Source organism: Pseudolactococcus insecticola, assembly GCF_011170065.1.
Taxonomy (GTDB): domain Bacteria; phylum Bacillota; class Bacilli; order Lactobacillales; family Streptococcaceae; genus Pseudolactococcus; species Pseudolactococcus insecticola.
Map to the genome: position 1 here is coordinate 120250 of NZ_BLLH01000002.1, position 25406 is coordinate 145655.

Consider the following 25406-nt stretch of genomic DNA (forward strand, 5'->3'; position numbering starts at 1 on the left):
CTAAATAAAAAAGCGTTCTGACGACAAAACTCGTCAGAACGCTTTTTTATTATCAGTTAATTATTTGACAAATTTTCCTGCTGCTTCATCAACGATAACGACAATATCATCGTGTTTTTGAAGAACTGATGCTGGTAGTGATTCAGTAATATCACCATTGACCATACCATTGACGGCATCTGCTTTTTCAGCACCCCATGCCATCAAAACCAAGGATTTTGATTTGAGAATGCTTGCAATCCCCATGGAAATAGCTTGTTTTGGCACGTCTTCTTCATTGTCAAAGAAACGAGCATTTGCTTTGATCGTGCTTTCAGTCAAGTCAACAACGTGTGTTGTCGCTGTAAATGGTGTCCCAGGTTCGTTAAAGCCGATATGACCATTGGCACCCAAGCCAAGGATTTGGAAATCAATTGGATGGGCATCGATGATGGCATCATATGCTTTCACTTCGGCATCCAAATCAGTTGCTTTGCCATTTGGCAAGAAATTTTGATGGAAAGGTTTTTCATTGAACAAATGTTGGTTCATGAAATAACGGTAAGACTGGTCATCAGAACCGTCAAGACCAACATACTCGTCCAAGTTGATAGACGTTTTATCTGTAAAATCAAGATTGCTGTTGATGACTTGATTGTAAAATTCAACGGGTGTTGAACCTGTCGCAAGGCCAAAAGTTTTTGCACCTGCTGCAATTTTTTCTGACAAAATGTCAAATGCGACTTTTGCACCTTCGAGTTGGTTTGCTACTTTGATGACTTTCATGATGTTCTCCTTAGTTTGTTTTTTATTATTGGTCTAGACCAATTATAACCTCAATTTGTTTTCTTGTCAAGCAGAAAGTGTGCAAAAGTGATATAATTTATTTTATGAATATTAACGATTTTGATTTTGATTTACCTGAAAACTTGATTGCACAAACGCCGCTTGAACACCGCGCTGAGAGCCGCCTCCTTGTCATTGACAAGGCTGAAAAAACCATGGCAGACAAACATTTCTACGACATTATCGACGAGCTTAATGCTGGTGATACCTTGGTGCTGAATAATACTCGCGTTTTACCCGCAAGACTTCACGGGCAAAAATCTGATACCGGCGGCCATATCGAGCTACTGCTTTTGAAAAACACGGTTGATGACGACTGGGAAGTCCTTGCAAAGCCTGCAAAAAAGCTGAAAAATGGCACCGTGATTCTCTTTGGTGATGGCCGTTTGAAAGCCACTGTCGTTGATGATAGTTTGGACCATGGTGGACGCATTGTGACCTTTGACTACGACGGAATTTTCCTAGAAGTCTTAGAAAGTCTGGGCGAGATGCCCTTACCACCCTATATTCATGAAAAACTCGCCGATCAAGGGCGCTATCAAACCGTCTATGCCAAGGAAAATGGTTCAGCTGCTGCACCAACTGCTGGCCTACACTTTACGCCAGAGTTACTCAAAAAAATTGAGGATAAAGGTGTCAACATCGCCTGGGTAACGCTCCACGTCGGCCTTGGCACCTTTCGCCCTGTCAGCGTTGAAAATGTTGAGGACCACGACATGCACAGCGAATTTTACATCCTGCCAGAAGAAACGGCTCAGATCATCAACGCAACCAAGACTGCTGGTAAACGTGTCATCGCAGTCGGCACAACCTCTATCAGAACGCTAGAGTCTGTCGCACAGAAATTTGATGGCAAAGTACAAGCTGACAGTGACTGGACCAGTATCTTTATCAAACCTGGCTACCAATTTCAAGTGGTTGATGCCTTTTCAACCAACTTCCACCTGCCCAAATCAACACTCGTCATGCTGGTTTCCGCATTTGCTGGCCGTGACTTCGTTCTCGACGCCTATCAACACGCCATCGACGAGCACTACCGATTCTTTAGCTTTGGTGATGCTATGTTCGTCAAATAGCTAGCACAAATTAAATAAAATAATGAGGTTGACTTATAAATGGATAAACACAGATTAGAAGGCTTTACCGATGCCGTCATCGCGGTTATCGCAACGCTCATGGTCATTGAACTTCGACCACCAGAAGGCACGAAACTTCACGAATTACTGGCTGTCTGGCCAACTTTCTTTGCCTTTTTCGTTTCATTTGCGCTGATTTATATCGTTTGGCGCAATCACCACGATCTGTTTCAGCAGGTTGAAACGGTGACAGCAGACGTTTTTTACATGAATGGGCTCTGGCTATTTCTACTCAGCCTAGTGCCATTTTCGACAGACTGGGTGGGCAATCATCCGACAGACACCCTACCTGAGTTCATTTATGTCTTTGTCATGCTAGTTTGGTCGTTTAGCTATATGCTACTTGCACGAGCAATCAAGCGTGCCAATCCTCACGTCAAAGTCCCAACCAATCTTAGAGCCTATGACGTTGTCACAAACGGTAACGGCATGATTTCTATCCTAATGTTCATCTTTATGTTGCTGACTTTCGTTCTGCCAATCGCAGGCCTAATCGGCGTCCTCCTCATCTCGACACTCAACGTCATCATCGCCTATCGCGATGCCGCACGACGGAAATTTTAAAAAGAGGCCATCTCCTTATCAGAGAGATGCCTCTTTTTTTACCTTAAACATTAGTAAAATGATACTTTTTCTTTCAAACCAAGGTTATAATCATGCTCGTAATCATAAAGTGGTGTCGGATAAATCCCATCAAAATATGACGTACAGATTTGGTCTCCAAGCCCCACAGCATCTTTTAAGCCGTCAATAGACAGGAAAGTCAGGCTGTCAGAACCGATGATGTCATTGATTTCATCTACTGTATGGTTGGCAGCAATCAACTCTTTACGCGTCTGAATGTCAATTCCGTAGAAACAAGGATAGGCAAGCGGTGGACTTGCAATCACCACGTGAACTTCTGCTGCACCTGCTTCTTTGAGCAAATTGACGATGCGTTTTGACGTCGTGCCACGCACGATAGAGTCATCAACCATGACCACGCGTTTTCCTTCAACAACACCACGTACAGCTGAGAGTTTCATCCGAACGCCCTGTTCACGCAATTCTTGTGTTGGCTGGATAAATGTCCGCTGGATATATTGATTTTTAACAAGCCCCATTTCATAGGGCAGACCTGAGGCTTCAGCAAATCCTGAGGCTGCTGACAATGAAGAATTTGGGACACCGACAACGATATCAGCCTCGATATTTGGATTTTCTTGAGCGACAATTCTGCCCATATTTTTGCGAGCTGTGTGGACATTGACGCCACTGATATTGCTATCAGGACGTGCAAAATAAACAAACTCCATGCTACAAATTTTCAGATCAACATCGTTTGTATAGGTATCAATCTGCACACCATTTTCATCAATGATGACAACTTGACCAGGCAACACATCCTGAACAAAAGCCGCACCTACAACGTCAAGCGCACAAGTTTCACTTGCTACCACATAAGCACCATTTGGCAACTGGCCGATAGAAAGCGGTCTAAAACCATTAGGATCAAGCGCTGCAATGATCTTATCTTCTGTGATCAGCAGGTAAGCAAAGCCACCTTTGACCGTGTTCAGTGCAGCCTTGACATTATCCATGAGTTCTGATGAATAGCCACGACGAATCAAGTGCATGAGGATTTCCGTGTCAGAATTACTATGGAAAATCGCGCCTTTTGACTCCAGATCTTTTTTGAGTGACCGGGTGTTTGTCAGATTGCCATTGTGCGCAAGGCCAAACTGGCCATCATAAAAGTTGAACAAAAACGGTTGCACATTGTCAATGGAAGCAGAACCCGCCGTTGCATAACGTACGTGACCAATGGCTGCGCTACCTGTTAGTTTTTCTAGGTTTTTTTCGTCCTTGAAAACTTCTGATAAAAGGCCAAGGTCACGGTGACCTTTCAGATGACCTTTATCGTTTGAGATGATACCAGCACCTTCTTGACCGCGATGTTGCAGCGCATGCAAGCCAAAATAAGTGAGACGCGCAGCTTCTGGATGTCCCCAGACACCAAACAAGCCACATTCTTCGTTGAGTGATTTTACTTCGTAAGTCATTTTACACCTATCTATTTGTTTATAGTCTTATTTTACACCGATTGTTTGGAAAAAAATAGAAAATCCCAACAATTATCCAGATAATTGTTGGGATTGTTCGGATTTAGCATTAGTGTTTATTGTTTCCTAGCTTACGCCTCTCTTACTACTTTATTTTCATCTTCATCGTCATGCAATCGACCCGTTTCTTGGAATCGTTGATACATGGCGTCTATCTCAGCCTTGAAAGCTTCTAACATGATGGCCTCAGGGACTGTTTTGATAATCTTCCCTTTTTTGAAAAGCATGCCTTTACCAGCACCACCCGCAAGACCGATATCTGCCTCCCGTGCCTCCCCAGGACCATTGACACCACAACCAAGGATGGCAATGGTCATCGGTGCCTTGATTTTTTCGATATAGCGTTCAAGCTCTTGGGCTATGGGAATGAGATCAATCTCAATGCGACCACAAGTTGGACAAGATACCAAGGTTGCTGCATTGTCAATCAAACCAAAAGATTTCAAGACTTCACGGCCGACCTTGATTTCTTCGCGCGGATCAGCAGAAAGCGAAATCCGCATGGTGTCCCCAATGCCAAGCGACAAAAGCGCACCCATGCCTGCTGACGACTTGACAGATCCTGAAAACAGCGGGCCCGCCTCAGTAATCCCCAGATGAAGTGGATAGTCAAATCGTTCAGCTGCAAGCTTATAGGCTTCAAGTGCCAGTTCAACATTTGAGGCTTTCATCGAGATGATAATGTCATGAAAATCAAGTTCTTCCAAGATTTCAACGTGCTCAATCGCAGAATCAAGCATACCTTGAGCTGTTGGATAACCGTATTTTTGAAGGAATTTTTTTTCAAGCGAGCCAGCATTAACCCCGATACGAATCGGAATGTTATGCGCTTTACAAGCTTCTACGACCTTGGCAACACGATCGCGTCGCCCGATATTTCCCGGATTGATTCGAATCTTGTCCACACCTGACTCGATCGCTTGCAAGGCCAGTCTATAGTCAAAGTGAATATCAGCAACCAATGGAATATGGATTTGCGCCTTGATGTCCTTGATGGCAAGCGCCGCTTCCATATCAGGAACAGCCACACGCACCAGCTGACAGCCTGCTTCTTCTAACTGTAAAATCTGTTCAACTGTGGCCGACACGTCCTGCGTTTTCGTCGTACACATCGACTGCAAAATCACCTTGTTGCGCCCGCCAATGATGACCGCATTTTCACCCTCACCAACCTTGACCGCGCGCGTATTTCTTCTATGTGTTAAAGTCAAAACAATGACCTTCTTTCTATAATCTAAAACAGCGAGCCTGAAACTCACTCTCTAAATTATATCAAAAAAACACCTGTAAAAGTTTACAAGTGCTTTAAGTTTTCGTTAAATAACAGCCAAGATGATGAAGTTGAGGATAAACAAGACATCTACAACATAAATAATTGGGCTGACTTCTTTTGCTTTACCTTTAACGATTTTGATGATTGTAAAGAAGATGAAACCTGCTGCGATACCATATGAGATGCTGTATGCAAAGCCCATAAAGATAGAAGCAAAGAAAGCAGGAATCGCATCTTCAAGGTTGTTCCAATCAATTTCTTTGAATGATGAAAGCATCATCACACCAACAATAATCAAGACCGGCGCAGTCGCGGCTGACGGTACGATTGAGATAAATGGTAGGAAGATTGATGAGAGCAAGAAAGCAATCGCAACAACAACTGATGTTAAACCAGTACGGCCGCCAGCACCAATACCTGCTGCTGACTCGACGTAAGTTGTCGTGTTCGACGTTCCAAAAATAGCACCAATAGATGTCGCTGTCGCATCAGCAAACAAAGCTTTGTCCATTTTTGATGAGAAACCAGAGCCATTTTCCAAGGCTTTTTCATCTTCTTCTGAGAAGATACCAGTACGGCGACCCGTCCCGATAAATGTCCCAATCGTGTCAAACGTATCAGACAGTGAGAAAGCCAAAATCGTCATCAGAACCTGTGGAATTTTCGACGAATCAGAAAACAGTGAGCCCATACCCTTGTGACTAAAAGCAGCCCCAAAAGTTTGACCAAGATCATTAAAGGCTGAGCTCAGCGAGTTTCCTTTAAAATCAATAGCCCCTAGGTCAACAACACCAGCAATAATAGCAATAATCGTCGTTGCGAGAATCGAAATCAAAATGGCACCTGGTACTTTTTTAACAACCAAGATAGCAGTCAATGCAATCCCAATCAGAGCTACGATAACAGCAGGTGAGTTAAAATTAACAAGTGCTGGAACAGCAGAGCTACCCGCTTCAATCGTTGCTTTACCCTTGTCAGCACCTTTACCAATCACTGAATAAGCGCCTGGATCAATCGTGAACTTCAAGAGTCCTGCGTCTTTGATACCGATATAGGCGATAAACACACCAATACCGCCACCAATCGCATGTTGCAGGCTTTCAGGAATGGCTTTGATGATCATTTTACGGATCTTAGTGACTGTGATAATGATGTTGATAATCCCACAGATAAACACCATCGCAAGTGCTTCTTGCCAAGAATAACCAAGGCCGAAAACCACTGTAAAGGTAAAGAAGGCGTTTAGCCCCATACCTGGTGCTTGTGCATAGGGTACATTTGCAAAAAGCCCCATGATCAATGTCCCGATCACCGCAGAGATGATCGTCGCAAGAAAGACCGCTTGGTAGTTCATGCCTGTTTGTGACAAAATAGACGGATTGACAAACAAGATGTAGCTCATGGCAAAGAAAGTCGTAAGCCCCGCCATAATCTCGCGGCTGACAGTCGTGCCATTTTCTTTAAGTTTGAAAAACTTTTCCAAAATAAACCTCTTTCATAAGAAAAATAAAATATTAATTACTTATCTAGTTTACGGGTTAGGCGTGAAAGTTTCAAGTCAATGTAAAAAAATAGTAAATTTTTCAGCTTGAATGTTCGGTTTTTCACTCTCGTTTGAAAACGTGCTATAATAGAGATAAATTTGATTTAGAAAGTTATCCTATAATATTATCATGACAGAAAAAAAATTGATTGCAATCGACCTTGACGGCACGACACTGCGTTCTGACGGCTATACTGTGTCAGATTTCACAAAAACAATTTTCAAATCCGTAGAAGATAAAGGCCATCAGATTGTCATTGCGACAGGCAGACCTTATCGCATGGCGGTACAAATTTACCGTGAGCTCGGCTTGAGCAGTCCCATGATCAATTTCAACGGTGCACTAACAACGGTTCCTGACCAAAAATGGCCGCATGAAGTCTCAAAACACATTGACAAAACACTTGTTTTTGATCTCATAAAAAAACAACAACTATTCAAGCTTGATTTTTTAGCGGCTGAATATCGCCGAAAATTTTTCATAAATTCGTTTGAGCATGCCGATCCAAATCTTTTTGGTGTGGATAATTTTGCGCCTTATCATCAGATGCGAATGGATAAGCTAGATGCCGATCCAAATGCAATCTTGTTGCAAACGCGCTTTACAGATAAAATCAGCCTAGCCGACAAAATGGACGAGTACTTTGACTTTCGGGTCAACGTCAGCGCTTGGGGCGGTCCAAATGGCATTCTCGAAGTTGTACCCAAAGACGTCAGCAAAGCTTCAGCCCTCAAACATCTGCTCAAAATCAACGGACAAGAAACGTCAGATTTGATAGCCTTTGGTGATGAGCACAATGACGTTGAAATGCTAAAATTAGCAGGGACTGGCTATGCCATGAAAAATGCCAGCCAGACACTTCTACCATACGCTGACAAGCAAATCAATTGGACAAATGACGAAGACGGTGTCGCGCGTCAGATGCAAGAACTATTTTTATAACACTTGATTATTAACGCAACCCTCGTCAGAAGTTAAAAGTCTTCTGACGAGGCTTTTTTTACACTTTTCTCGCAAATTCAAACAATATTTTTGAATTTCCGTTACGCAAACGGTTGCACTATCCATCTCAGCAAATTTTTCCTGTTAATTCAGGCCATATCACCCTATATCAGCTCTATTTTTCTTATCCAGAAAAATAATCTCAAAAAAATTCAAAAAAGGCTTGACATTTTATGAAAACGGTTGCATAATAGAAGAGTAGATAAAAGAAAACGTTTCCACAGGAGGAAAAATTATGAAAACATGGCAAAAAACACTCATTGCTGGTGCAACTCTCGGTGCCGCTGCACTAACACTTGCAGCATGTGGCAGCTCTGATAAAAAAGATAGTTCAAGCAGCAGCTCTGATAAAGTCACTGTCAAACTTTGGGTAACAACTGACTCAAAAAAATTCTACAACAGTGCCCTTGCTGACTTCAAAAAAGAAAATCCAAATGTCACTGTAAACGTCATCGAAACTGAAGATGCCAAAGCTCAAGAAAACGTCAAAAAAGACCCTTCAAAAGCTGCTGATGTCTTCTCACTCCCACATGACCAACTCGGTCAACTCGTTGACTCAGGTGTTATCCAAGAAATCCCCGCCAAGTACGCAACTGCCATCAAAAAAGATGACTCTGAAAATGCCGTCACTGGTGCAACATATAAAAGCAAGATGTACGCCTTTCCTTATGGCATCGAGTCGCAAGTTCTCTACTATAACAAAACAAAACTCTCAGCAGATGACGTTAAAACTTACGAAGGCATCACATCAAAAGCCACTTTTGGCGCTAACTTGAAAGCAGTAAACGCCTATGCTATTGCCCCATTGTTCATGTCAGTCGGCGATAATCTCTTTGGTAAAGACGGTGAAACCGTCTCAGGTACTGATTGGAACAATGCTGCAGGTGTCAATGTTCTCAAATGGATTGCTGATCAAAAAACAAACAAAGGTTTTGTCAATGTCGGTGACGATACACTCTCTCAATTCCAATCAGGTGCCATCGCATCATTTGAATCAGGGCCTTGGGACAAGTCAAAAGCTGTCGAAGCAATCGGCAAAGACAACCTTGGTATCGCTGTTTATCCAACCATGACCATCGGTGGCAAAAGCGTCCAACAAAAAGCCTTCCTTGGTGTGAAACTCTACGCCGTCAACCAAGCCGCAGCAAATGGCAATACTGCTCAAATCGCAGCGGCCTATAAACTTGCCGACTACCTCTCAGGCGAAAAAGTCCAAGAACTTCAGTTCAAAGACAAATCACGTAACATCATCCCATCAAACACAGCTGTCCAAGCTGCAAGCTATGTCAAATCTGACGCACTCGCACAAGCAGTTGTTAAAATGAGTGAGCCTGCTTACACTGTTGTTATGCCAAAAATTCCAGAAATGACAAACTTCTGGACATCATCAGCAGCTGTCTTATCTGACGTTTACAACGGCAAAATCACAGCTGATCAGTATCAAGCCAAACTTGACCAACTCGTCAAAGACATCTCAGGCACGAAATAAACACGCGTCAAAAAGATAAGGCAAAACCTTATCTTTTACGTCATTATTGATTCCCAATTTTAAAAAAATTAGCACTCCATAGAAAGGAGCAAGAATGGACAATCTAATCATTGAAGAACAGTATACGATGAAAGACGTTTTTACAAAGGGCGATCTCATCACAAAACTGTCATTCCTTTTTAGTGGACTAAACAATCTTCGCAACAAACAGATCATCAAAGGCCTAGCCTTTCTCATTGCAGAGATTCTTTTCCTTCTTACTTTCGTTATTCAAGTCGTACCAGCCGTTGGCGGACTTATCTCACTTGGCACACACACACAAGGCATACATACCGTCACAAAAGATGGCATCAAGATGCAAGTTGCAATAGCAGGCGATAACTCGATGCTGATGATGATTTTCGGACTTGCATCACTGATTTTTGTGGCCGTTTACGCTTACATCTTCTGGTGTGGTCTCAAATCGAACCGCAAACTCTTTGCCATGCAAGAACTGCATCTGAACGCACCAAGTCTGAAAGAAGACTTTAAAACCTTGACAGACGGCCGTTTCCACATGACTCTCATGACCATTCCATTGGTCGGTGTCTTGATTTTCACAGTGCTACCACTGATTTACATGACGCTCCTTGCCTTCACCAACTACGACCATAACCACTTGCCACCAAAGCATCTCTTTGACTGGGTTGGCCTGACCAACTTTGCGAGCATCTTCACAGGTCGCATGGCAGGTACCTTCTTGCCCCTCCTGACTTGGACGCTCATCTGGGCAGTTTTTGCCACAGTGACCAACTTCTTTTTTGGCATTATCCTTGCGCTTTTGATCAATACCAAAGGCCTCAAGTTTAAGAAAGTTTGGCGGACTATCTTTGTGATTACCATGGCTGTGCCACAGTTCGTCTCACTTTTGACAATGAAAAATTTGCTATCAGACTGGGGACCAATCAACCAACTTCTTCAGAATTGGGGCATTATCAACAGTCCACTGCCGTTTCTCTCAGATGGACTTTGGGCTAAATTCTCAATCATCTTTGTCAACATGTGGGTCGGTATTCCTGTGACTATGCTTGTTTCAACAGGAATCATCATGAACCTGCCAACAGAGCAGATTGAGGCCGCTGAGATTGATGGCGCAAATAAATTCCAAATTTTCAAATCAATCACCTTCCCACAAATCTTGCTAATCATGACACCAACTTTGATTCAGCAGTTTATCGGAAATATCAACAACTTCAACGTGATTTACCTCTTGACTGGCGGCGGTCCTGTCAACTCTAGCTATTATCAAGCCGGCGAAACTGACTTACTTGTCACATGGCTCTATAACTTGACTGTGACTGCAGCTGACTATAACCTTGCGTCTGTCATCGGTATCATCATCTTTGCTCTCTCAGCTATCTTTAGCTTACTTGCCTACACGCACACTAAATCTTACAAGGAAGGTGGCGCTGCATAATGAAAAAACAAAAAAATATAAATCTCGCGATTGTCTACATCGTTCTTGCCGTCCTTGCGGTCATCTGGCTATTCCCAATCTTCTGGATCCTCATGACAAGCTTGCGTGGTGAGGGTGCGATGGCTGTACCATACATCATTCCAAAACATTTTACCTTGTCAAACTATGCGCATCTCTTTACCAACGACTCATTTCCTTTTGCCCAATGGTTTGGTAATACTTTCATCGTTGCTTTGTTTACCATGGTCATCTCGACATTTATCACGGTTGCCATGGCCTACTCATTGTCACGGATTAAGTTCAAATTCCGTAATCGCTTTTTGAAACTAGCACTAGTACTAAACATGTTCCCTGGTTTCATGAGCATGATTGCCATCTACTACATCCTAAAAGCAATGGGACTTGACCAGACGCTAACGGCGCTTGTCATTGTCTACTCTGCAGGGGCTGCACTTGGTTTTTACATCGCAAAAGGCTTCTTTGATACCATTCCTTATAGCCTTGATGAGTCAGCTATGATTGACGGTGCGACACGCGCTGAGATCTTCTTTAAGATTACCTTGCCACTGTCAAAACCAATCATCGTCTACACGGCACTGATGGCCTTCATGGCGCCTTGGATGGATTTCATCTTTGCCAAAGTCATCCTAGGTGACCAAACGCAAAAATACACCGTTGCTATCGGCCTGTTTACCATGGTCTCACCAGATAAGATCAATAACTGGTTCATGACCTTCACTGCAGGCTGTGTGCTGATTGCAATTCCGATCACCATCCTCTTTATCTTCATGCAAAAATACTATGTTGAAGGTATCACTGCTGGTGGTGTTAAAGGTTAATAAAAAATGTTGTTCAGTCTTTCTGAACAACATTTTTTATTAGCCAAGTAAATCTTTTAACTTCGCCTGATATTTTGTAAAGTCAATCTGCAAACCTAGTCCGCCGTATTGATCATAAGCATCTATCCAGTCACCATTTTCAGGCACGGTATAGCTTGTGATGCCCTTTGAAGCGTCCATAGCAAGCGATGGTGCATGTGTCAACATAAAAATATTGCTGACATTTGTCGATGTCACACCTTTGATGGTACCAAGTGCTGCGCTGCCTGTAAACAAGGTTAGGGGATTCTTTACACCAGACATGATGGCCTGCATGACTTGCTGCTGACGCTTGGTACGACCATAGTCTCCCTCGTCATCTTTACGAAAACGCGCATAGTTCAACAAGGTTCGACCGTCCATGCGCTGCTTACCAACTTTAATGGTCTGAATCGGATTTTGGTGCGTAGGCGTCCAGTTCAGGTCATCTGGCACATCAACCGAATCCACTTTCTTCCCATCAATCGTTGAAAACTGAGCATCAATCTTGACACCAAACGGATAAAGGGAGTCAATCACCGTCGCAAAACTGTTAAAATTAACCAAAGCATAATACTGGATATTGATGTCAAAGTTTTGTTTTAGCACCTCACGCATATAATCAGCACCTTCATTGCCCTCTTGCTCGCCAATGTTGTAGGCGACATTGAGCTTGGTATCTGCACCATACTGACTGACACCAGGCTGATAGACCAGAGTATCACGCATAAAGCTGACTAGCTTGACTTTGTTATCCTTGTTGTTGATCTGCATGACCATGATGGAGTCGCTACGCGCGTCCCCAGTCGTCTGAAAATCTCGCTGATCAGTCCCTAAAATCAAGATGTTAGTTGCACCAGAACTTGGCTTTTCACCAGCAAATTTCTCTGTTTTCAGCCCGTCAGGCGCATTGGTCTTACCACGATAATAGCCCCAGATAAAGAAACCGATCATCAGGAGTAAGATAAGCACAATGACACGGCGAACTTTCTTCCAAAAACTGGCTTTTTTGCGTTGCTTTTTAGGCTTTTTAGATTTTGGTGCTGTATTCTTTGGCTTGAGTTGTTTTCTAAAGCCGGCAGAAAGCGCTTGGCCTTTACTGTTCTGATGGTGATTGTTTTCTATATCATCATAGCTATTATGATAAACATTATCACGACTAGCCGTCTGATTATAGTCGGTGTCAACATCTGACCAGACAGCCTGCTCATGTGATGTGCGAGCATTTGGCTTTGGGTCATGCGACAAACTCTGCCCTGTCAGTCGATTATATTCAGCAAGCTCATTATCGTTGAGATACTTGAGATTTGCTTTTAAATATTCTATTCTTAGTTTAATTCTCGGGTCCATTACCCTATTTTAACAAATTTATTAACAAATGTAAAAGCGCTTATATGATTTCCACGACATTCTTTTATCAGTTACCCAATATCATGTTTAACCATCAAAAGAACGCCAATCATAATCAGCGTTCTTTTGCATAATTTTCTATTTTTGCGACAACATCTGAGATACTAATACCCGTCGTATCGAGCAAAATCGCATCTTCAGCTTGTTTAAGTGGGCTAACTTTACGTGTTGAGTCTTTACGATCACGCTCGGCAATTTCAACCTTCAGCGTATCAAGATCTGTCTCAATGCCTTTTTGCAAGTTTTCCTTAAACCTGCGTTCCGCACGTTCATCGACAGAAGCAACCAAGAAAATCTTGAGCTCAGCATCAGGCAAGACCACAGTGCCAATGTCGCGGCCATCCATGACGATACCGCCGTGGCTTGCAATCTCGCGCTGCGCCTCGACCAGATACTCGCGAATTTCAGCAATAGCCGAAATTTTTGAGACATTGTTTGTCACGTCGTTCTGACGAATGGCATCTGTCACATCAACCTCGCCAAGATAGACCAATTGACCCTCTAGCGAATTGCCAAAAGCAATCGGATTTTCCTTCAACAAAGCGATAATCGCTGTCGCATCCTCACCAAGATCGTTATTCAAAGCGATATATGTCGCTGCACGGTACATTGCCCCCGTGTCTAGATAGATGATGCCAAAATCTTTTGCGATAATCTTTGCGACAGTCGATTTGCCACTTGAGGCTGGACCATCGATTGCGATTCGGATATTTTTTAAATTCATTTTAGTTTCACCACATCTCCTGGATTGGCATACCAGTTATCCACTGTCATACCGTTTGCCTTGGCAATCGTCTCAGCTGCGACACCTGTCCGTGCCGCAATCGCATAAAGCCCTTCACCTGCTATAACGGTTGTCGTCTCACTTGTGCTATCATCAGTGGATGAGTCAGATTCGGTTTCTGATGAAGCAGTTACTACTTCTGACGAGGCTGCTGGTGCTGCTGAACTTGCCGCCTTAGCTGTACTTTTAGTGACAACACTTGATTTACTCGTATAAAAACTCGTTGAAATCTTGGTATTGTCAACCAAGCGATTGTTCCAGACGATGACAATCACGATACCACCAATAATCATAAATAATAACACGACAAGAAATGTCAAAAAATTTGTCGTTGAGCGTTCTTTCTTATCAGAACGCTTTTGTGGCTCATCACCTCGCGACTCCTGCATGGCATCGTATATTTCATTGTTCCACGGGTCATTTTTCTTCGCCATGATGTCCTTTCTTTGGTATACTAATAGTATGTTAATTCAAATATTACCTGAAAACTGTATTGCCTGTGGTCTGTGCCACACTTACAATCCCATTTTCGACTACAACGACGAGGGCCTTGTCCAGTTTGCAACTGCAGCTGATACATTGGAACTCGCACTGCCATTCGCAGAAAACGAGTCGCTCACAACTGCAGTAAAAACCTGCCCAACTCACGCAATCTTAGTCAAATCTGACTGAGCTTGCTTTTTTTATCGTCTACATACGTATCAAAATAATGATCGATATGCCCAATCAGCTCAATCTCGCCTTTAAAATAGGTGTTGATCGCAAGTGCATCCACAAAATATTTTTTGGGCCATTTTCTCATGTAAAAAATCTTACCATCGGCATAACGGGTGCTAAAAATCACGAGTGCACGCTTGCTGATCTGAATCTTACTAATCTCTGAAATCACCATTTTACCCGAATAAGACGGCACGAGACCACGTGACAAAAGCAAGTCCTTATCCTCTGAAATCTCAAAATAGCGCTGAAAACCAACCCACATGAGTATGATGAAGATGATAAACAAGATAAAAGACGTCGTCGAAATCTTTGTTTTCTCATATAATAGCGCAAGACTGATGAAAATAGGAGAAATCGCGAGACACCAATAAATCAATGTCATGGACAACTCTGGTTGCCAGTGATACCGTAATTTGCCGAAAATTTTAATCAAGTTACCAACAACCTTTCAACTGAAAATGATTACTTTAATTTTATCATATTTTTGGAAATAATACATCACTAAATGCAAACAATTTTCAGACAAAACAAAAACAGCCCCCACCTCATGGGAAAAGGGTGGGAAAGGGCTGCCTTCGTCTGTATTTATAGGGGAAATACAAGATAAACATGAACATGAATTTTAGTTTTACTTGGGCTTCACGGACCCAAGAACGACAGAGAGACTAGTCTCTCAAAAACTGCTCAGAACTTGCGATAAAGTCTGACAAACCATCAAGACTAAACGCCTTGTACTTATCCTCACGATCTTGCAAGGACTCAGCATAGGTGGCAAGCTCAGGCGTATAACCTGCCCAGATGTCCCGATTTTCCAAAACCAAGCGCTTGTGCGCCTCCCAAAACAAAGCATCATCTTCAGAAGCGTTCACCTGCCTACGAAAGTAGACATCCACCAGATAATAGTTAAGATCAGAAAGCATCCGCTCAGGCCTGTGAAACCGCATAAACTGTAACCAGTAGCGATTTTCATCAGCCCAAGTATGATGCTGGCGCTCAAACCAGTAGTCATCTTTTCGCACGGTCGACGTCGCATTATACATGCGCGTGTAGACCACCGAGTCGATATAGTGCGTATCCGGGGACAATGTCGCAGCAATCCCGACAAAGTAAGTATCCTCATAGATGCGCAGGTTTGGATGCCACTTGAGACCAATCCGTGCTAGATAATCAACACTGAACCACTTCCCATAAGCCGCCTTCCAATCCCGCGCGCTACTCGTATAGTAGCGATACGCACCATTATAGTAACTCTCTTCTAGATAACGCGCGATGATCATATCATGATTGCCCATCTTTGCCACATTGAAAAACTCAAGCAGGCTGCCAACAAACTGAAACTGGTCATCTGCGTCCATAAACATCAGATACTGCCCACGTGCCAAGTCCATACCCGCTTGACGCGCGAGACCCGCACCCACAGAATCACCCGTGATAACATGCATCTGCAAATCCAGATGCTGCAATAGCACAAAGTCAGACAGACGCACCGCTTCAACCGGCGCATCTCCTACCAAAATCACCTCGATTTGCTCAAAGTCAACACCAATCTGGTTGTTGATTGACGACAAAACGACGTTTAGCCGATAAACATCCTCGCTATGATAGGGTATGATGATACTGACTAACTTTTGGTATGCCATGCCTGCCTCGATTCTACTATATATTTTACACTTTTTTACTTTTTTCTACTTGAACGACGACCAACCTCGGCTAAGGCAACGGTAGTTGCCATAAACAAAGCGCCAAGCGTCCGCAAACCAGCATCACCCGCTTCACCTGTTTTCGGTAAAACTGGTAGAGTTGCCTGATTGCTACCAGCAACCTGCGTATGTGGTGCCACCATATAGGTGACAGGCATGCTGCTACCAGTTTGTGGCAATGTTGGATAGCTATTGCCATTACGGTAAGTCAAGCTCGTTTGCGAATTCCCTGTAGTTGGTAAAGCCAGGCCATCTTTCACATAGAAAGCGCCAGTGATTTTACCATCAGGACCGATTGCGATCTGAACACCTGGGATATTGCTGTTGCGGTCGATACTAGGATCCGGTGTATAGCCAGGGATCTTAGGCAATGTGATCAACTCACCAGGTTTTCCGCTATAGCCAATGCTGATATTTGGCAGTTTGTTGCCATTTTGATCATAAACTGGGAATGTGTTCGGGGTACTATTGGTAGACCCGCTATCGCTAGTGTTAGGGGTACTATTGGTAGAGGGGTTAGTGCTGGTATTGTTGTTCGTATTCACCAGACTTGGTGAACCGTCAGTAGTACCATTTGTGCCTGTCGCACCTGAACTACCATTGGTACCAGATATTCCGTTGACACCGTTACTACCATTTGTACCGGGATCACCTTTGGCACCAGTGTCTCCCTTGTCACCCTTGTCGCCTTTGGCACCTGAAGTGCCATCTGTACCGTTTATGCCATTCGTGCCGTTGGTACCGTTTATGCCAGGGTCTCCTTTAGCGCCGGCAATCCCTGGATCTCCTTTGACGCCAGAAACGCCGTCTTTCCCATCTTTTCCGTCTTTTCCGTCTTTTCCGTCAACGCCGTTAGTACCATTGGTACCGTTAATTCCGTTGGTGCCTGAATCGCCTTTCGCACCAGCTAGTCCATTGACGCCATTAATGCCGTTTGTCCCATTAGCACCTGAGTCTCCTTTGGTGCCAGCAATCCCTTGGTCACCTTTGGCTCCGGTGGCTCCTGTAGCTCCTGTAGCTCCGCTGGTCCCTGTAGCTCCTGTAGCTCCAGTATCACCTTTTTCTCCGGTGGCGCCAGTATCGCCGGTATCACCTTTGGCTCCGCCGACACCATTGCTACCGTTGATGCCATCTGCACCGTTGGTGCCAGGGTCACCCTTATCACCTTTTGCGCCATCTGTGCCGTTCGTGCCGGGGTCGCCCTTATCACCTTTTGCGCCATCTACGCCGTTCGTGCCGGGATCTCCCTTATCACCTTTTGCACCATCTGTACCGGTCGTACCGGGATCGCCTTGAGGACCAGTTTTACCTGTTGCACCTGTAAGACCCGGAAACTCGATGAGGCCGATACCGTTGAGTGTTTGGTTAGCGGCATTAGTCGTTGTGACGGTGAGCGCATCGCCTGCATTAAAGCTTAGGCCTGCTAGGTCTGTCGCTGCTAAAACGGCGTAGCCGTCGCTTGACAATGTTCCAGAATATGTGGCACCCGTGTTAATATCTTTTATCGTATACACTGCGTCGCTTTCACCTGCAACCACGATATAAGCATCATTGTTCAGCGCAACAACACCATTAACAGTTGGTCGGATAGCACCAGTGACGCCGGTATCACCCTTATCTCCAGTTGCGCCGGTGGAGCCGGTAGATCCTGTATCACCTTTGTCTCCGGTGGATCCGGTTGCGCCTGTATCACCTTTTTCTCCTGTGGCGCCGGTAGATCCTGTATCACCTGTGGATCCAGTGGCTCCTGTAGCTCCAGTAGCTCCAGTAGCGCCGGTTACGCCTGTGGAGCCGGTATCACCTTTGGCGCCTGTAGCTCCTGTCGAGCCGGTTGCTCCTGTGGATCCAGTATCTCCGGTAGCTCCGGTGGAGCCAGTAGCTCCAGTGGAGCCGGTGGCACCTGTGACGCCGGTGGCACCCTTATCTCCAGTTGCGCCGGTATCACCTTTGGCGCCAGTTGCTCCTGTGGAGCCGGTTGCTCCGGTGGAGCCAGTATCTCCGGTAGCTCCAGTGGAGCCGGTGGCACCAGTTGCTCCTGTAGCGCCGGTTGCTCCGGTGGAGCCAGTATCTCCGGTAGCTCCTTTGTCTCCAGTAGCACCAGTAGCACCCGTAGCGCCAGTTGCTCCTGTGGCACCTGTGACGCCGGTGTCACCCTTATCTCCAGTTGCGCCGGTATCTCCTTTGTCTCCGGTTGCTCCGGTGGCACCTGTGGATCCAGTAGCACCAGTTGCTCCAGTGGAGCCGGTGGCACCAGTTGCTCCGGTGGCACCTGTAGCGCCGGTTGCTCCGGTGGCACCTGTAGCGCCGGTGGCGCCTGTAGATCCGGTGGCTCCAGTTGCTCCAGTAGCTCCGGTATCTCCTTTGTCTCCTGTGGCTCCGGTATCTCCTTTGTCTCCGGTATCTCCTTTGTCTCCGGTGGCTCCAGTTGCGCCTGTGGCTCCAGTGTCTCCGGTATCACCTTTGTCTCCGGCGGCTCCAGTATCTCCGGTTGCTCCAGTATCTCCGGTATCTCCTTTGTCTCCTGTGGCTCCGGTGGCGCCGGTACGTCCGGTTGTACCTTGAATACCTTGAGCTCCTTGTGGTCCAGCAGGTCCTTGTTGTCCATCAGGACCTGTCGCTCCGGTTGCACCTTGAATACCCTGTGCACCGGTAGCGCCGGTAGCGCCGGTGTTTCCTGTGGCGCCGGTAGCGCCTGTAGCTCCTGTGGCACCTGTGGCACCGGTATCTCCTGTGGCACCGGTATCTCCTGTGGCGCCGGTAGCGCCTGTAGCTCCTATGGCGCCTGTGGCGCCGGTGGTACCAGTTGCTCCGGTAGCGCCAGTAACACCTTGAGGTCCTTGTGCACCGGTTTGTCCAACAGGTCCAGCTGGTCCTTGAGGTCCAACAGGTCCTTGAGGTCCTTGATCACCAGTATCACCCATTTCTCCCTGTGGTCCAGTGGCGCCTGTAGCTCCGGTATCACCTTTGGCTCCAGTGGATCCGGTAGCTCCGGTGGCGCCAGTTTCTCCGGTAGCGCCGGTATCACCTGTGGCTCCAGTGGCGCCGGTTTTACCTGTGGCTCCAGTTGCCCCTGTGGCTCCAGTTGCCCCTGTGGCTCCTGTGGCTCCAGTATCTCCGGTATCACCTTGTTCACCTTGAGGTCCGGTAGCACCGGTACGTCCGGTTGCACCTTGAATACCTTGAGGTCCTTGTGGTCCAGCTGGTCCTTGTGGTCCATCAGGACCTATCGCTCCGGTTGCACCTTGAATACCCTGAGCACCGGTATCTCCGGTATCTCCTGTGTTTCCTGTGGCTCCAGTTTTTCCTGTGTCTCCAGTGGCTCCGGTGGCTCCGGTATCTCCAGTGGCTCCTTTTGCACCAGTGGCTCCGGTTGCTCCGGTGGCTCCGGTTGCTCCGGTTGCGCCAGTGGCACCAGTACGACCAGTATCTCCAGTAATACCTTGAGGTCCTTGCGCACCAGTTTGTCCAACAGGTCCAGCTGGTCCTTGAGGTCCTTGAGGTCCAGCTGGTCCTTGTTGTCCATCTTCACCAGCATCACCTATTTCACCTTGTGGTCCAGTTGCTCCAGTTTTACCTGTTGCGCCTGTAGCTCCAGTGGCACCTGTTGGTCCGGTAGGTCCGGTTTCAGCAGGTATAGTAATAGAAGATGATTCAGGATCACCATATGCGTAGTTGGTTGTTGTCGTGATGGTGTTCGATCCATCAGCATTGGTAACAACCGATTGGCTAACAGAAACTATCGGATTCTGAACAGTAGGCATAATAGTCTGCCCGCTTGTTAAATCAGAAATAATTACAGTATTTGGCGTACCTTTACCAACTTGATCAGCAGTTATAGAGATATAAGCGTTTCCGCCCGAATCAAAAGTGCCTGTACCTGACTCACCCCCATTACCTAAAGCGTATTGGAAAGGTCCACTAGGAGTTCCGCTTTGAAGAACCATAGTGGCAGATCCATCAGGGTTGTAAGCAGTTAAACTACTTAGTACGTTTACGCTATCAGCTAGTTTGGCTGTAATCGCTACTGTCTTATTATTTTCCTGTGCATAGGCTGCTACTTGGGCTAGTGTATCTGAGTAGTCAGCTGGACTGATGTCTGCTGGAAAGGCGATCGTAATCTTGCCATTGTCGTCTGTATAGGTGCTGCCTGTAGGCAGGCCAAACTGGACTGCTGCTTCTTTTTGTGTCAGAGATGCGGTGGTTGTAGTTGTCGTTGCTTCTGCTGTCACGGCGTCATCTGCTACCATGGCGACGCTAGTCGCTTCTGCCGTGGTGTCGAGATTGGCGCTCTGTGCAACGGTATAGCCGTTTTCTACGGCGTAGGCTGCGATGGCGTCTAACGCCGCGGCTTCCGGCAGCTCGCCTGCTGGAAGTGCGACTGTCACTACGCCGTCTGCGAGTGTGATTGCAGTAGACGCACTAAAGCCGTAGTCAGTAGGCTCGAGTGCAGTAGTTGATGCTGCACCCGTAGTGCCAGTATTTGCTGCTGTGTCGTCTTGATTGTTCTCTGAGTCGAGCGCTGTTTTGCTGCGTCCTGTCACATAGGCGGCAGCGAGCGAGTCATTGACGTCTGTGATATCTGTGACCACTGTTTCTACCTTATCAACTGGAAGCGTTTCGTCGAGCGTCGTTGTATCAGCTACCGTTTCTAAGTTTTCGAGGTCGTCTTTGATTGCAGGCGTATCTGTGTTTGCTGCTGTATCTGGTGTTGTTAGATCATCTGGCGTTTGTGGTGTGACAGCTGTTGTGTCTACTGTGATAGTAGGTTCTGGTGCCGGTGTTTCAGCTGGTGCCACATCTACTTGCGTTGTCGTCGTATCTGGTGTAACCGTTGTGTCCGCTACCGTTGCTGTTTCTGCTGACGCTGGTGTTGTTTCAGTCGTATACGTATTTTCAGCGACATAGATTTGGGCACTTTCAGCAGATGCGGCATATGTCGATGAGGCACTTGTGGCTGGTGCTGTGTAGCTTTCAGCAGGCGCTACATAGCTTGATTGTGCGCTACTACTTTCTGCTGGGACTGTAGTCGCACTGTAGACAACTGTCTCATCAGCGTGTGCCACCTGTGCAGCTCCTGCGCCGCCTGCTAGTACTGCGAGTGCTGTACTGGCGTAAAGCCAGCTTTTTCCTGACTTCCATGTGCGGAAGTTCGTGTTTTGTTTGATCATGTCGTGTTTGTAGGTCATCTTTTATCCCCCAATAGATGTAATCTGTTGATCTATTTTTATAGCTATCTTGCATAAGATCTAAAAACAATATACACTATCTTACCGCCTTTTTTAGGATAATAGAAAAAGTGTTCCAAAATCGAAACACTTTTAGCTATTTTTATTTATTTTTCTTGTGCCAGCAGATCATACGTCTCATCCACACCTAGATCACTGCGCCAAGCGTCGATTTGCGCAAAGATGTCATGTATCCCGTTTAGGATGGCAGGCCCAAAGGTTCTTGGCATCTTATAGTCTAGGATAAAATCCATGCTCTCCTCTAGTTTTCTTACATTGTCTGTTGATGCGGGCATGTCTCCCTGTAGATAGAGATAAATCGTCTGCGCCATGCGCTGCATGAAGGCAACATAGATGACATTTTCGTTGTGTCGCGCGTGTTGGAGGGCATTATATGCCGTGATGATTTCAGCACTATCACGGTTAGCAATCTCTATCTCAAACAGTGACAGTCGTAATGTTGTAACCGTTCTGATAGTCAACAGGTCATCGTTTTGAACCTTGTAAAGTTTGTTAAGCTCACGCAACATTTTCTTAAAAGGAATCGATTCTTCGGCGTCCTGAACAAAGCTCAGCGAGTAAAGCAGTGTCACCTCAAATGCTGACCATTCCTCACGCTTCATGAGTTTATCAAAGAGACTACTCATGCTTTTTGCGATCTTTTTTTGATTTACCTCGTAGTCTGTGGTCTGTAACTGGTAGATCTTGATCAGATCTACCATGAGTGGAAAAGTTTCACTGACATACTTGTTTTTCGTGATATTTTCATATATCTCAAGCGCCTCATCTTTTTCTAAAATCGTGGCGTAGGCAGCAATCTGAAGGACAACAATGATGTCGTACTTTTCGTAAGGGTTTTGCTCGCCCTTAAACGTATCAACAGTCGGGATGACATAGATGATCCGCTGCAGTTCATTTGGCGTAACGTTAAACATCATGCCAAGATTGACAAAGTCTTCAAACGACAGACCAGACGGCTCTTTGAGTAGGCGATAGTACTTGCTGCGGGTGATACCCACCGTATCGAGCCTACTCACTGGAATGCTCTTTCCTTTCCTGTAAGTTTCTAGTGTTTCAATCATTTCCATGACTTTTTTTGCTCCTTTTACATGCTATCTGAAATATATTTCAGGATAATATTTATGATACCCTATTTTTTCCAAATGTCAAAAAATATCATGATCGTTTTTGTCTAGACATGAAAAAAGCACTGTTCTAACAGGCTTTATAAAGATTCGTGCATCGTGGGATTTATGGTATAATTTCCAAGAGATAAATATGGCATAATCAAGAACAAATCCATATCAAACGTTACTTTTCAAAGATATTTAATAACATATAATCACATTTTGTGATATACTAAAGTTAGTCAAGGAGGATATATTATGGCTACAATACAAATTTCTACAAGAGTTGATGATAAAATAAAAGATATGGCACAAAAAGTTTTTGAGCGTCAAGGTCTTGATGTTTCAACTGCGCTTAAAATGTTTATCACCAAAACTGCTTATGAGCAAGAAGTGCCGCTGTCTTTAAAAAATAATGACGCTACTAGTCCTTATCCTGATGACTGGTTTACCGATGGCAGAGTAGAAACACGAAAAAATATCACTGATTTGGCTTTTCAAAAATCTGAAATTCAAAAGCTAGATTTATCTAAAAAAGAGGATATACAGGAGTTCTTTGATGACTAAAGGGATTAGAGAACATAGTATAATGATTGCTAATTTAGCATATGATGAAGGCAGAGAATACGGTTCAAAGACCAGACCTGCCTTTGTTTTAAAATATGACAATACGATTATCAGTTACTATAACATTACAAGTCAATACAAATCAAAATCAGACTATTATCAATCTAAGTATTTTGAAATCAAGGACTGGGCTTACTCAGGATTAGATAAACCGTCTTGGATTGATACTTTTAAAATTAGACAGGTTGAAGAACAGTTTGTCTTGATAAATTTCGTCGGTTATCTTTCTTATGAGGATGAAGCTAGGTGTTTATGGATTTTTTGGCACACACCATATAATGACTGCTCATAACCGTATTCGATATTAATTATCTAATAGATATGAAAAAAGCCTTGTTTTAACAGGCTTTTTTGATACATTATTTTTTAGCATGTTCGATGCGTTTATCCGGAATGACCCAAAGTAAAAATGAGATGATGTTCACAATCAGTCCAGCAATCGGAATAAAGATGGCGATGATAAAAGCAAGCGCATTTAACATCAAAGTATGGTAAGACTTCTTATAGTCGCCAAGGATTTCAGCGACATGAGCGTTGTGGTGATTGACTTTTACGAGGTTTTTGATCATCAAGAGCCAGACGCCATTGATTACGAGAAAAAGCGCTGCATACAGCATTTCTGGATCACGCGCAAAGATATTTTCGCCCAGCCAGTTGGTTGCAAATGGAAAAAGGCTCATGAGAAAGATGAAGGCATTGTTAAGCCAGAGCGTCTTGCCACTGACTTTGTCGATGAGCTGAAAGATGTGGTGGTGGTTAGTCCAGTAGATAATGAGAAAGACAAAGCTTACAACGTAAGCCAGAAACACGTCTTTGAGCACCAAAAGATCTGAAAATTTATTGCCTTTGATGTGTGGAAACTCGAGCACGAGAATGGTGATAATGATTGCAACCACCGCATCTGTAAATAGCGTCAGTCTAGTTTTTGTCATGATTTTTCCTTCTTTGAATAAATGATAATGGCAATTTTATCAAAAAAAGCCTGTGCAAACAAGGCATTTGCTCAGACCTGCGCTTCAAGCTCTTTTAGAAAACGCTTGCCAAGCTCAGATAACATGGCTTTTTTGTGGCGAATATAGCCAATCTCAATCGTTTCATCAACGGCTAGAGGCACACTCACGATGTCATCTCCGTTTAGATCGCTGTTAAGAATACCTGTGGAGATGGTATAGCCATCAAGTCCGATCAGGAGATTGAACAAGGTCGCACGGTCTGAAACAACGATTGACTTGTCATGGCGCGCTGTGGAGAGAATCTCTTCTGAAAAATAGAATGAATTGCGCTCACCTTGCTCATAGCTGAGATAAGGGAAAACTGCCATTTGTTCGAGCGTGACCGACTTTTCAGCCGCAAGTGGATGCTGCTTTGAGATGAAAACATGCGGTGTCGTCGTAAACAATGGCGTAAACTCAAGCTGATTATCCAAAAAAAGCTTGGTCAAGACGTCACGGTTAAAGTCGTTTAGGTAAAGCACACCAATCTCAGATCGAAAATCACGCACGTCATCAATGACTTCATGCGTCCTCGTTTCTCGCAAAATCAGCTCATAGTTTCGCATGTCGTTCTCCCGCAAAATACTGGCAAAACTCTCCACGACAAAGGCATAATGCTGCGCAGACACTGCAAATAACTCTTTTTTCTCCCGGTTGAACTTATAGCGTTCTTCCAACAGCTCCGTCTGCTCAACGATCTGGCGCGCATAGGATAGAAACTCAGCCCCATCAGAAGTCAGCGTAATTCCCCGAGTCGAGCGCATGAATATCTTGATATTCATCTCCTCTTCTAACTCCCGCACAGCATTAGACAAAGACGGCTGCGTCACAAACAAGTGCTTAGACGCCTCGTTCATAGAACCCGTCTCGACGATTTTGATAATGTATTTTAATTGTTGTATTCTCATGGCTACTCCTTTAGTGATGAGCGACGAAGTCGTGAAGAACTTAGGGAAGTAGCTATGCACAACGTGGCTTGGCGATTTATCGCTTAGCCGTTGGGTTGGCTACTCCTTTAGTGAAGAACGACGAAGTCGTGATGAACTTAGGGAAGTAGCTACGTACAACGTGCCTTAGCGGTTCTACCGCTTAGGCGTTGGACGACAAAACAACTTCAACTTCCCAAAAATCTCAAAA

Annotated in this window: 27 protein-coding genes and 1 pseudogene; 11 read left to right on the forward strand and 17 right to left on the reverse strand. The window is 44.8% G+C overall.

Annotation, left to right across the window (positions count from 1 at the left end; all coding sequences use genetic code 11):
• Positions 1-60 precede the first annotated feature (60 nt).
• Positions 61-765 (reverse strand): glucosamine-6-phosphate deaminase, encoded by a 705-nt coding sequence (locus Hs20B_RS02805; RefSeq protein ID WP_172355420.1) that lies wholly within the window; start codon positions 763-765, stop codon positions 61-63.
• Positions 766-869: 104 nt separating this feature from the next.
• Here Hs20B_RS02805 and queA point away from each other — a divergent pair, with 104 nt between their 5' ends.
• On the forward strand, positions 870-1901 hold the full coding sequence (queA, locus tag Hs20B_RS02810; RefSeq protein WP_172355422.1) for a tRNA preQ1(34) S-adenosylmethionine ribosyltransferase-isomerase QueA: 1032 nt from the start codon (positions 870-872) through the stop codon (positions 1899-1901).
• 39 nt (positions 1902-1940) lie between these two features.
• Positions 1941-2525 (forward strand): TMEM175 family protein, encoded by a 585-nt coding sequence (locus Hs20B_RS02815; protein ID WP_172355424.1) that lies wholly within the window; start codon positions 1941-1943, stop codon positions 2523-2525.
• A gap of 50 nt (positions 2526-2575) precedes the next feature.
• Here the strand turns inward: Hs20B_RS02815 and purF are convergent, their stop codons facing one another.
• The 3 genes from purF to Hs20B_RS02830 all read right to left on the reverse strand — a co-directional run bounded on the left by purF (position 2576) and on the right by Hs20B_RS02830 (position 6819).
• Complete coding sequence (gene purF, locus Hs20B_RS02820; protein ID WP_172355426.1) at positions 2576-4003, reverse strand: amidophosphoribosyltransferase; 1428 nt, start codon at positions 4001-4003, stop codon at positions 2576-2578.
• 131 nt (positions 4004-4134) lie between these two features.
• Entirely contained in the window at positions 4135-5274 is a 1140-nt protein-coding gene (gene ispG, locus Hs20B_RS02825; RefSeq protein ID WP_172355428.1) for a flavodoxin-dependent (E)-4-hydroxy-3-methylbut-2-enyl-diphosphate synthase, read from the reverse strand.
• Positions 5275-5379: 105 nt separating this feature from the next.
• Positions 5380-6819, reverse strand: coding sequence for an NCS2 family permease (locus tag Hs20B_RS02830; protein ID WP_172355430.1), 1440 nt, complete (start codon positions 6817-6819; stop codon positions 5380-5382).
• A gap of 190 nt (positions 6820-7009) precedes the next feature.
• Here Hs20B_RS02830 and Hs20B_RS02835 point away from each other — a divergent pair, with 190 nt between their 5' ends.
• The 4 genes from Hs20B_RS02835 to Hs20B_RS02850 all read left to right on the forward strand — a co-directional run bounded on the left by Hs20B_RS02835 (position 7010) and on the right by Hs20B_RS02850 (position 11666).
• Entirely contained in the window at positions 7010-7822 is an 813-nt protein-coding gene (locus Hs20B_RS02835) for an HAD family hydrolase (protein ID WP_172355432.1), read from the forward strand.
• 295 nt (positions 7823-8117) lie between these two features.
• Complete coding sequence (locus tag Hs20B_RS02840) at positions 8118-9371, forward strand: extracellular solute-binding protein (RefSeq protein ID WP_172355434.1); 1254 nt, start codon at positions 8118-8120, stop codon at positions 9369-9371.
• 94 nt (positions 9372-9465) lie between these two features.
• Positions 9466-10827: a carbohydrate ABC transporter permease gene (locus Hs20B_RS02845; protein WP_172355436.1), complete on the forward strand. Its 1362-nt coding sequence runs from the start codon at positions 9466-9468 to the stop codon at positions 10825-10827.
• Entirely contained in the window at positions 10827-11666 is an 840-nt protein-coding gene (locus tag Hs20B_RS02850) for a sugar ABC transporter permease (RefSeq protein WP_172355438.1), read from the forward strand. Before Hs20B_RS02845 ends, Hs20B_RS02850 begins: the two co-directional genes overlap by 1 nt.
• Before the next feature lie 39 nt (positions 11667-11705).
• On the opposite strand, the gene Hs20B_RS02855 is transcribed toward Hs20B_RS02850, so the two are convergent.
• From Hs20B_RS02855 to Hs20B_RS02865, 3 genes are all read right to left on the reverse strand, one after another.
• On the reverse strand, positions 11706-13034 hold the full coding sequence (locus tag Hs20B_RS02855; RefSeq protein WP_172355440.1) for an LCP family protein: 1329 nt from the start codon (positions 13032-13034) through the stop codon (positions 11706-11708).
• A gap of 115 nt (positions 13035-13149) precedes the next feature.
• Complete coding sequence (gene cmk, locus Hs20B_RS02860) at positions 13150-13818, reverse strand: (d)CMP kinase (RefSeq protein ID WP_172355442.1); 669 nt, start codon at positions 13816-13818, stop codon at positions 13150-13152.
• Complete coding sequence (locus tag Hs20B_RS02865; protein ID WP_172355444.1) at positions 13815-14312, reverse strand: SAG1386/EF1546 family surface-associated protein; 498 nt, start codon at positions 14310-14312, stop codon at positions 13815-13817. Before Hs20B_RS02865 ends, cmk begins: the two co-directional genes overlap by 4 nt.
• A gap of 28 nt (positions 14313-14340) precedes the next feature.
• Between Hs20B_RS02865 and Hs20B_RS02870 the strand changes: the two genes are divergently transcribed.
• Positions 14341-14550: a ferredoxin gene (locus Hs20B_RS02870; RefSeq protein ID WP_172355446.1), complete on the forward strand. Its 210-nt coding sequence runs from the start codon at positions 14341-14343 to the stop codon at positions 14548-14550.
• Here the strand turns inward: Hs20B_RS02870 and Hs20B_RS02875 are convergent.
• The 6 genes from Hs20B_RS02875 to Hs20B_RS09835 form a co-directional block, all read right to left on the reverse strand.
• Positions 14537-15031, reverse strand: a complete 495-nt coding sequence (locus Hs20B_RS02875; RefSeq protein WP_172355448.1) for an EbsA family protein — start codon at positions 15029-15031, stop codon at positions 14537-14539. The two genes, Hs20B_RS02870 and Hs20B_RS02875, sit on opposite strands and share 14 nt — an antisense overlap.
• 232 nt (positions 15032-15263) lie before the next feature.
• A complete protein-coding gene (locus tag Hs20B_RS02880) occupies positions 15264-16238 on the reverse strand; it encodes a glycosyltransferase family 2 protein (RefSeq protein WP_172355450.1) in 975 nt (324 codons plus the stop codon).
• Between the two features lie 35 nt (positions 16239-16273).
• The gene (locus Hs20B_RS09675; protein WP_228407470.1) at positions 16274-17836 is read right to left on the reverse strand and encodes a collagen-like domain-containing protein; all 1563 of its coding nucleotides are present in this window, start codon (positions 17834-17836) and stop codon (positions 16274-16276) included.
• A gap of 239 nt (positions 17837-18075) precedes the next feature.
• Complete coding sequence (locus Hs20B_RS09875) at positions 18076-19035, reverse strand: hypothetical protein (RefSeq protein ID WP_371863841.1); 960 nt, start codon at positions 19033-19035, stop codon at positions 18076-18078.
• A gap of 36 nt (positions 19036-19071) precedes the next feature.
• Positions 19072-19515, reverse strand: a complete 444-nt coding sequence (locus tag Hs20B_RS09830) for a hypothetical protein (RefSeq protein WP_308780145.1) — start codon at positions 19513-19515, stop codon at positions 19072-19074.
• Positions 19516-19521: 6 nt separating this feature from the next.
• The gene (locus Hs20B_RS09835; RefSeq protein ID WP_228407472.1) at positions 19522-19833 is read right to left on the reverse strand and encodes a hypothetical protein; all 312 of its coding nucleotides are present in this window, start codon (positions 19831-19833) and stop codon (positions 19522-19524) included.
• A 605-nt stretch (positions 19834-20438) separates the two neighbouring features.
• On the opposite strand from Hs20B_RS09835, the gene Hs20B_RS09695 reads away from it, so the two are divergent.
• Both Hs20B_RS09695 and Hs20B_RS09700 read left to right on the forward strand, forming a co-directional pair.
• Positions 20439-20603, forward strand: coding sequence for a hypothetical protein (locus Hs20B_RS09695; protein ID WP_172355205.1), 165 nt, complete (start codon positions 20439-20441; stop codon positions 20601-20603).
• Between the two features lie 258 nt (positions 20604-20861).
• The gene (locus Hs20B_RS09700; protein WP_172355207.1) at positions 20862-21203 is read left to right on the forward strand and encodes a hypothetical protein; all 342 of its coding nucleotides are present in this window, start codon (positions 20862-20864) and stop codon (positions 21201-21203) included.
• A gap of 188 nt (positions 21204-21391) precedes the next feature.
• Here the strand turns inward: Hs20B_RS09700 and Hs20B_RS09880 are convergent.
• Positions 21392-21484 (reverse strand): annotated as a pseudogene (locus tag Hs20B_RS09880) (KxYKxGKxW signal peptide domain-containing protein); the annotation flags it as partial.
• Between the two features lie 146 nt (positions 21485-21630).
• On the reverse strand, positions 21631-22611 hold the full coding sequence (locus tag Hs20B_RS02925; protein ID WP_172355452.1) for a hypothetical protein: 981 nt from the start codon (positions 22609-22611) through the stop codon (positions 21631-21633).
• 297 nt (positions 22612-22908) lie between these two features.
• Between Hs20B_RS02925 and Hs20B_RS02930 the strand changes: the two genes are divergently transcribed.
• Both Hs20B_RS02930 and Hs20B_RS02935 read left to right on the forward strand, forming a co-directional pair.
• Entirely contained in the window at positions 22909-23217 is a 309-nt protein-coding gene (locus tag Hs20B_RS02930; protein WP_172355454.1) for a type II toxin-antitoxin system RelB/DinJ family antitoxin, read from the forward strand.
• Entirely contained in the window at positions 23210-23569 is a 360-nt protein-coding gene (locus Hs20B_RS02935) for a putative type II toxin-antitoxin system PemK/MazF family toxin (protein WP_172355456.1), read from the forward strand. Before Hs20B_RS02930 ends, Hs20B_RS02935 begins: the two co-directional genes overlap by 8 nt.
• 67 nt (positions 23570-23636) lie before the next feature.
• Here Hs20B_RS02935 and Hs20B_RS02940 read toward each other — a convergent pair whose 3' ends face one another.
• Positions 23637-24209 (reverse strand): TMEM175 family protein, encoded by a 573-nt coding sequence (locus Hs20B_RS02940; RefSeq protein WP_172355458.1) that lies wholly within the window; start codon positions 24207-24209, stop codon positions 23637-23639.
• Positions 24210-24280: 71 nt separating this feature from the next.
• Positions 24281-25177: a LysR family transcriptional regulator gene (locus Hs20B_RS02945; protein WP_172355460.1), complete on the reverse strand. Its 897-nt coding sequence runs from the start codon at positions 25175-25177 to the stop codon at positions 24281-24283.
• Positions 25178-25406: the final 229 nt, after the last annotated feature.

What these genes read in the sequence shown, in the direction of transcription:
- Hs20B_RS02805 (WP_172355420.1), bottom strand. Translation starts at nt 765, where the DNA reads ATGAAAGTCATCAAAGTAGCAAACCAACTCGAAGGTGCAAAAGTCGCA.
- queA (WP_172355422.1), top strand. Translation starts at nt 870, where the DNA reads ATGAATATTAACGATTTTGATTTTGATTTACCTGAAAACTTGATTGCA.
- Hs20B_RS02815 (WP_172355424.1), top strand. Translation starts at nt 1,941, where the DNA reads ATGGATAAACACAGATTAGAAGGCTTTACCGATGCCGTCATCGCGGTT.
- purF (WP_172355426.1), bottom strand. Translation starts at nt 4,003, where the DNA reads ATGACTTACGAAGTAAAATCACTCAACGAAGAATGTGGCTTGTTTGGT.
- Hs20B_RS02835 (WP_172355432.1), top strand. Translation starts at nt 7,010, where the DNA reads ATGACAGAAAAAAAATTGATTGCAATCGACCTTGACGGCACGACACTG.
- Hs20B_RS02840 (WP_172355434.1), top strand. Translation starts at nt 8,118, where the DNA reads ATGAAAACATGGCAAAAAACACTCATTGCTGGTGCAACTCTCGGTGCC.
- Hs20B_RS02845 (WP_172355436.1), top strand. Translation starts at nt 9,466, where the DNA reads ATGGACAATCTAATCATTGAAGAACAGTATACGATGAAAGACGTTTTT.
- Hs20B_RS02850 (WP_172355438.1), top strand. Translation starts at nt 10,827, where the DNA reads ATGAAAAAACAAAAAAATATAAATCTCGCGATTGTCTACATCGTTCTT.
- Hs20B_RS02855 (WP_172355440.1), bottom strand. Translation starts at nt 13,034, where the DNA reads ATGGACCCGAGAATTAAACTAAGAATAGAATATTTAAAAGCAAATCTC.
- cmk (WP_172355442.1), bottom strand. Translation starts at nt 13,818, where the DNA reads ATGAATTTAAAAAATATCCGAATCGCAATCGATGGTCCAGCCTCAAGT.
- Hs20B_RS02865 (WP_172355444.1), bottom strand. Translation starts at nt 14,312, where the DNA reads ATGGCGAAGAAAAATGACCCGTGGAACAATGAAATATACGATGCCATG.
- Hs20B_RS02870 (WP_172355446.1), top strand. Translation starts at nt 14,341, where the DNA reads ATGTTAATTCAAATATTACCTGAAAACTGTATTGCCTGTGGTCTGTGC.
- Hs20B_RS02880 (WP_172355450.1), bottom strand. Translation starts at nt 16,238, where the DNA reads ATGGCATACCAAAAGTTAGTCAGTATCATCATACCCTATCATAGCGAG.
- Hs20B_RS09830 (WP_308780145.1), bottom strand. Translation starts at nt 19,515, where the DNA reads ATGGACCACAAGGACCAGCTGGACCACAAGGACCTCAAGGTATTCAAG.
- Hs20B_RS09835 (WP_228407472.1), bottom strand. Translation starts at nt 19,833, where the DNA reads ATGCTGGTGAAGATGGACAACAAGGACCAGCTGGACCTCAAGGACCTC.
- Hs20B_RS02925 (WP_172355452.1), bottom strand. Translation starts at nt 22,611, where the DNA reads ATGGAAATGATTGAAACACTAGAAACTTACAGGAAAGGAAAGAGCATT.
- Hs20B_RS02930 (WP_172355454.1), top strand. Translation starts at nt 22,909, where the DNA reads ATGGCTACAATACAAATTTCTACAAGAGTTGATGATAAAATAAAAGAT.
- Hs20B_RS02935 (WP_172355456.1), top strand. Translation starts at nt 23,210, where the DNA reads ATGACTAAAGGGATTAGAGAACATAGTATAATGATTGCTAATTTAGCA.
- Hs20B_RS02940 (WP_172355458.1), bottom strand. Translation starts at nt 24,209, where the DNA reads ATGACAAAAACTAGACTGACGCTATTTACAGATGCGGTGGTTGCAATC.
- Hs20B_RS02945 (WP_172355460.1), bottom strand. Translation starts at nt 25,177, where the DNA reads ATGAGAATACAACAATTAAAATACATTATCAAAATCGTCGAGACGGGT.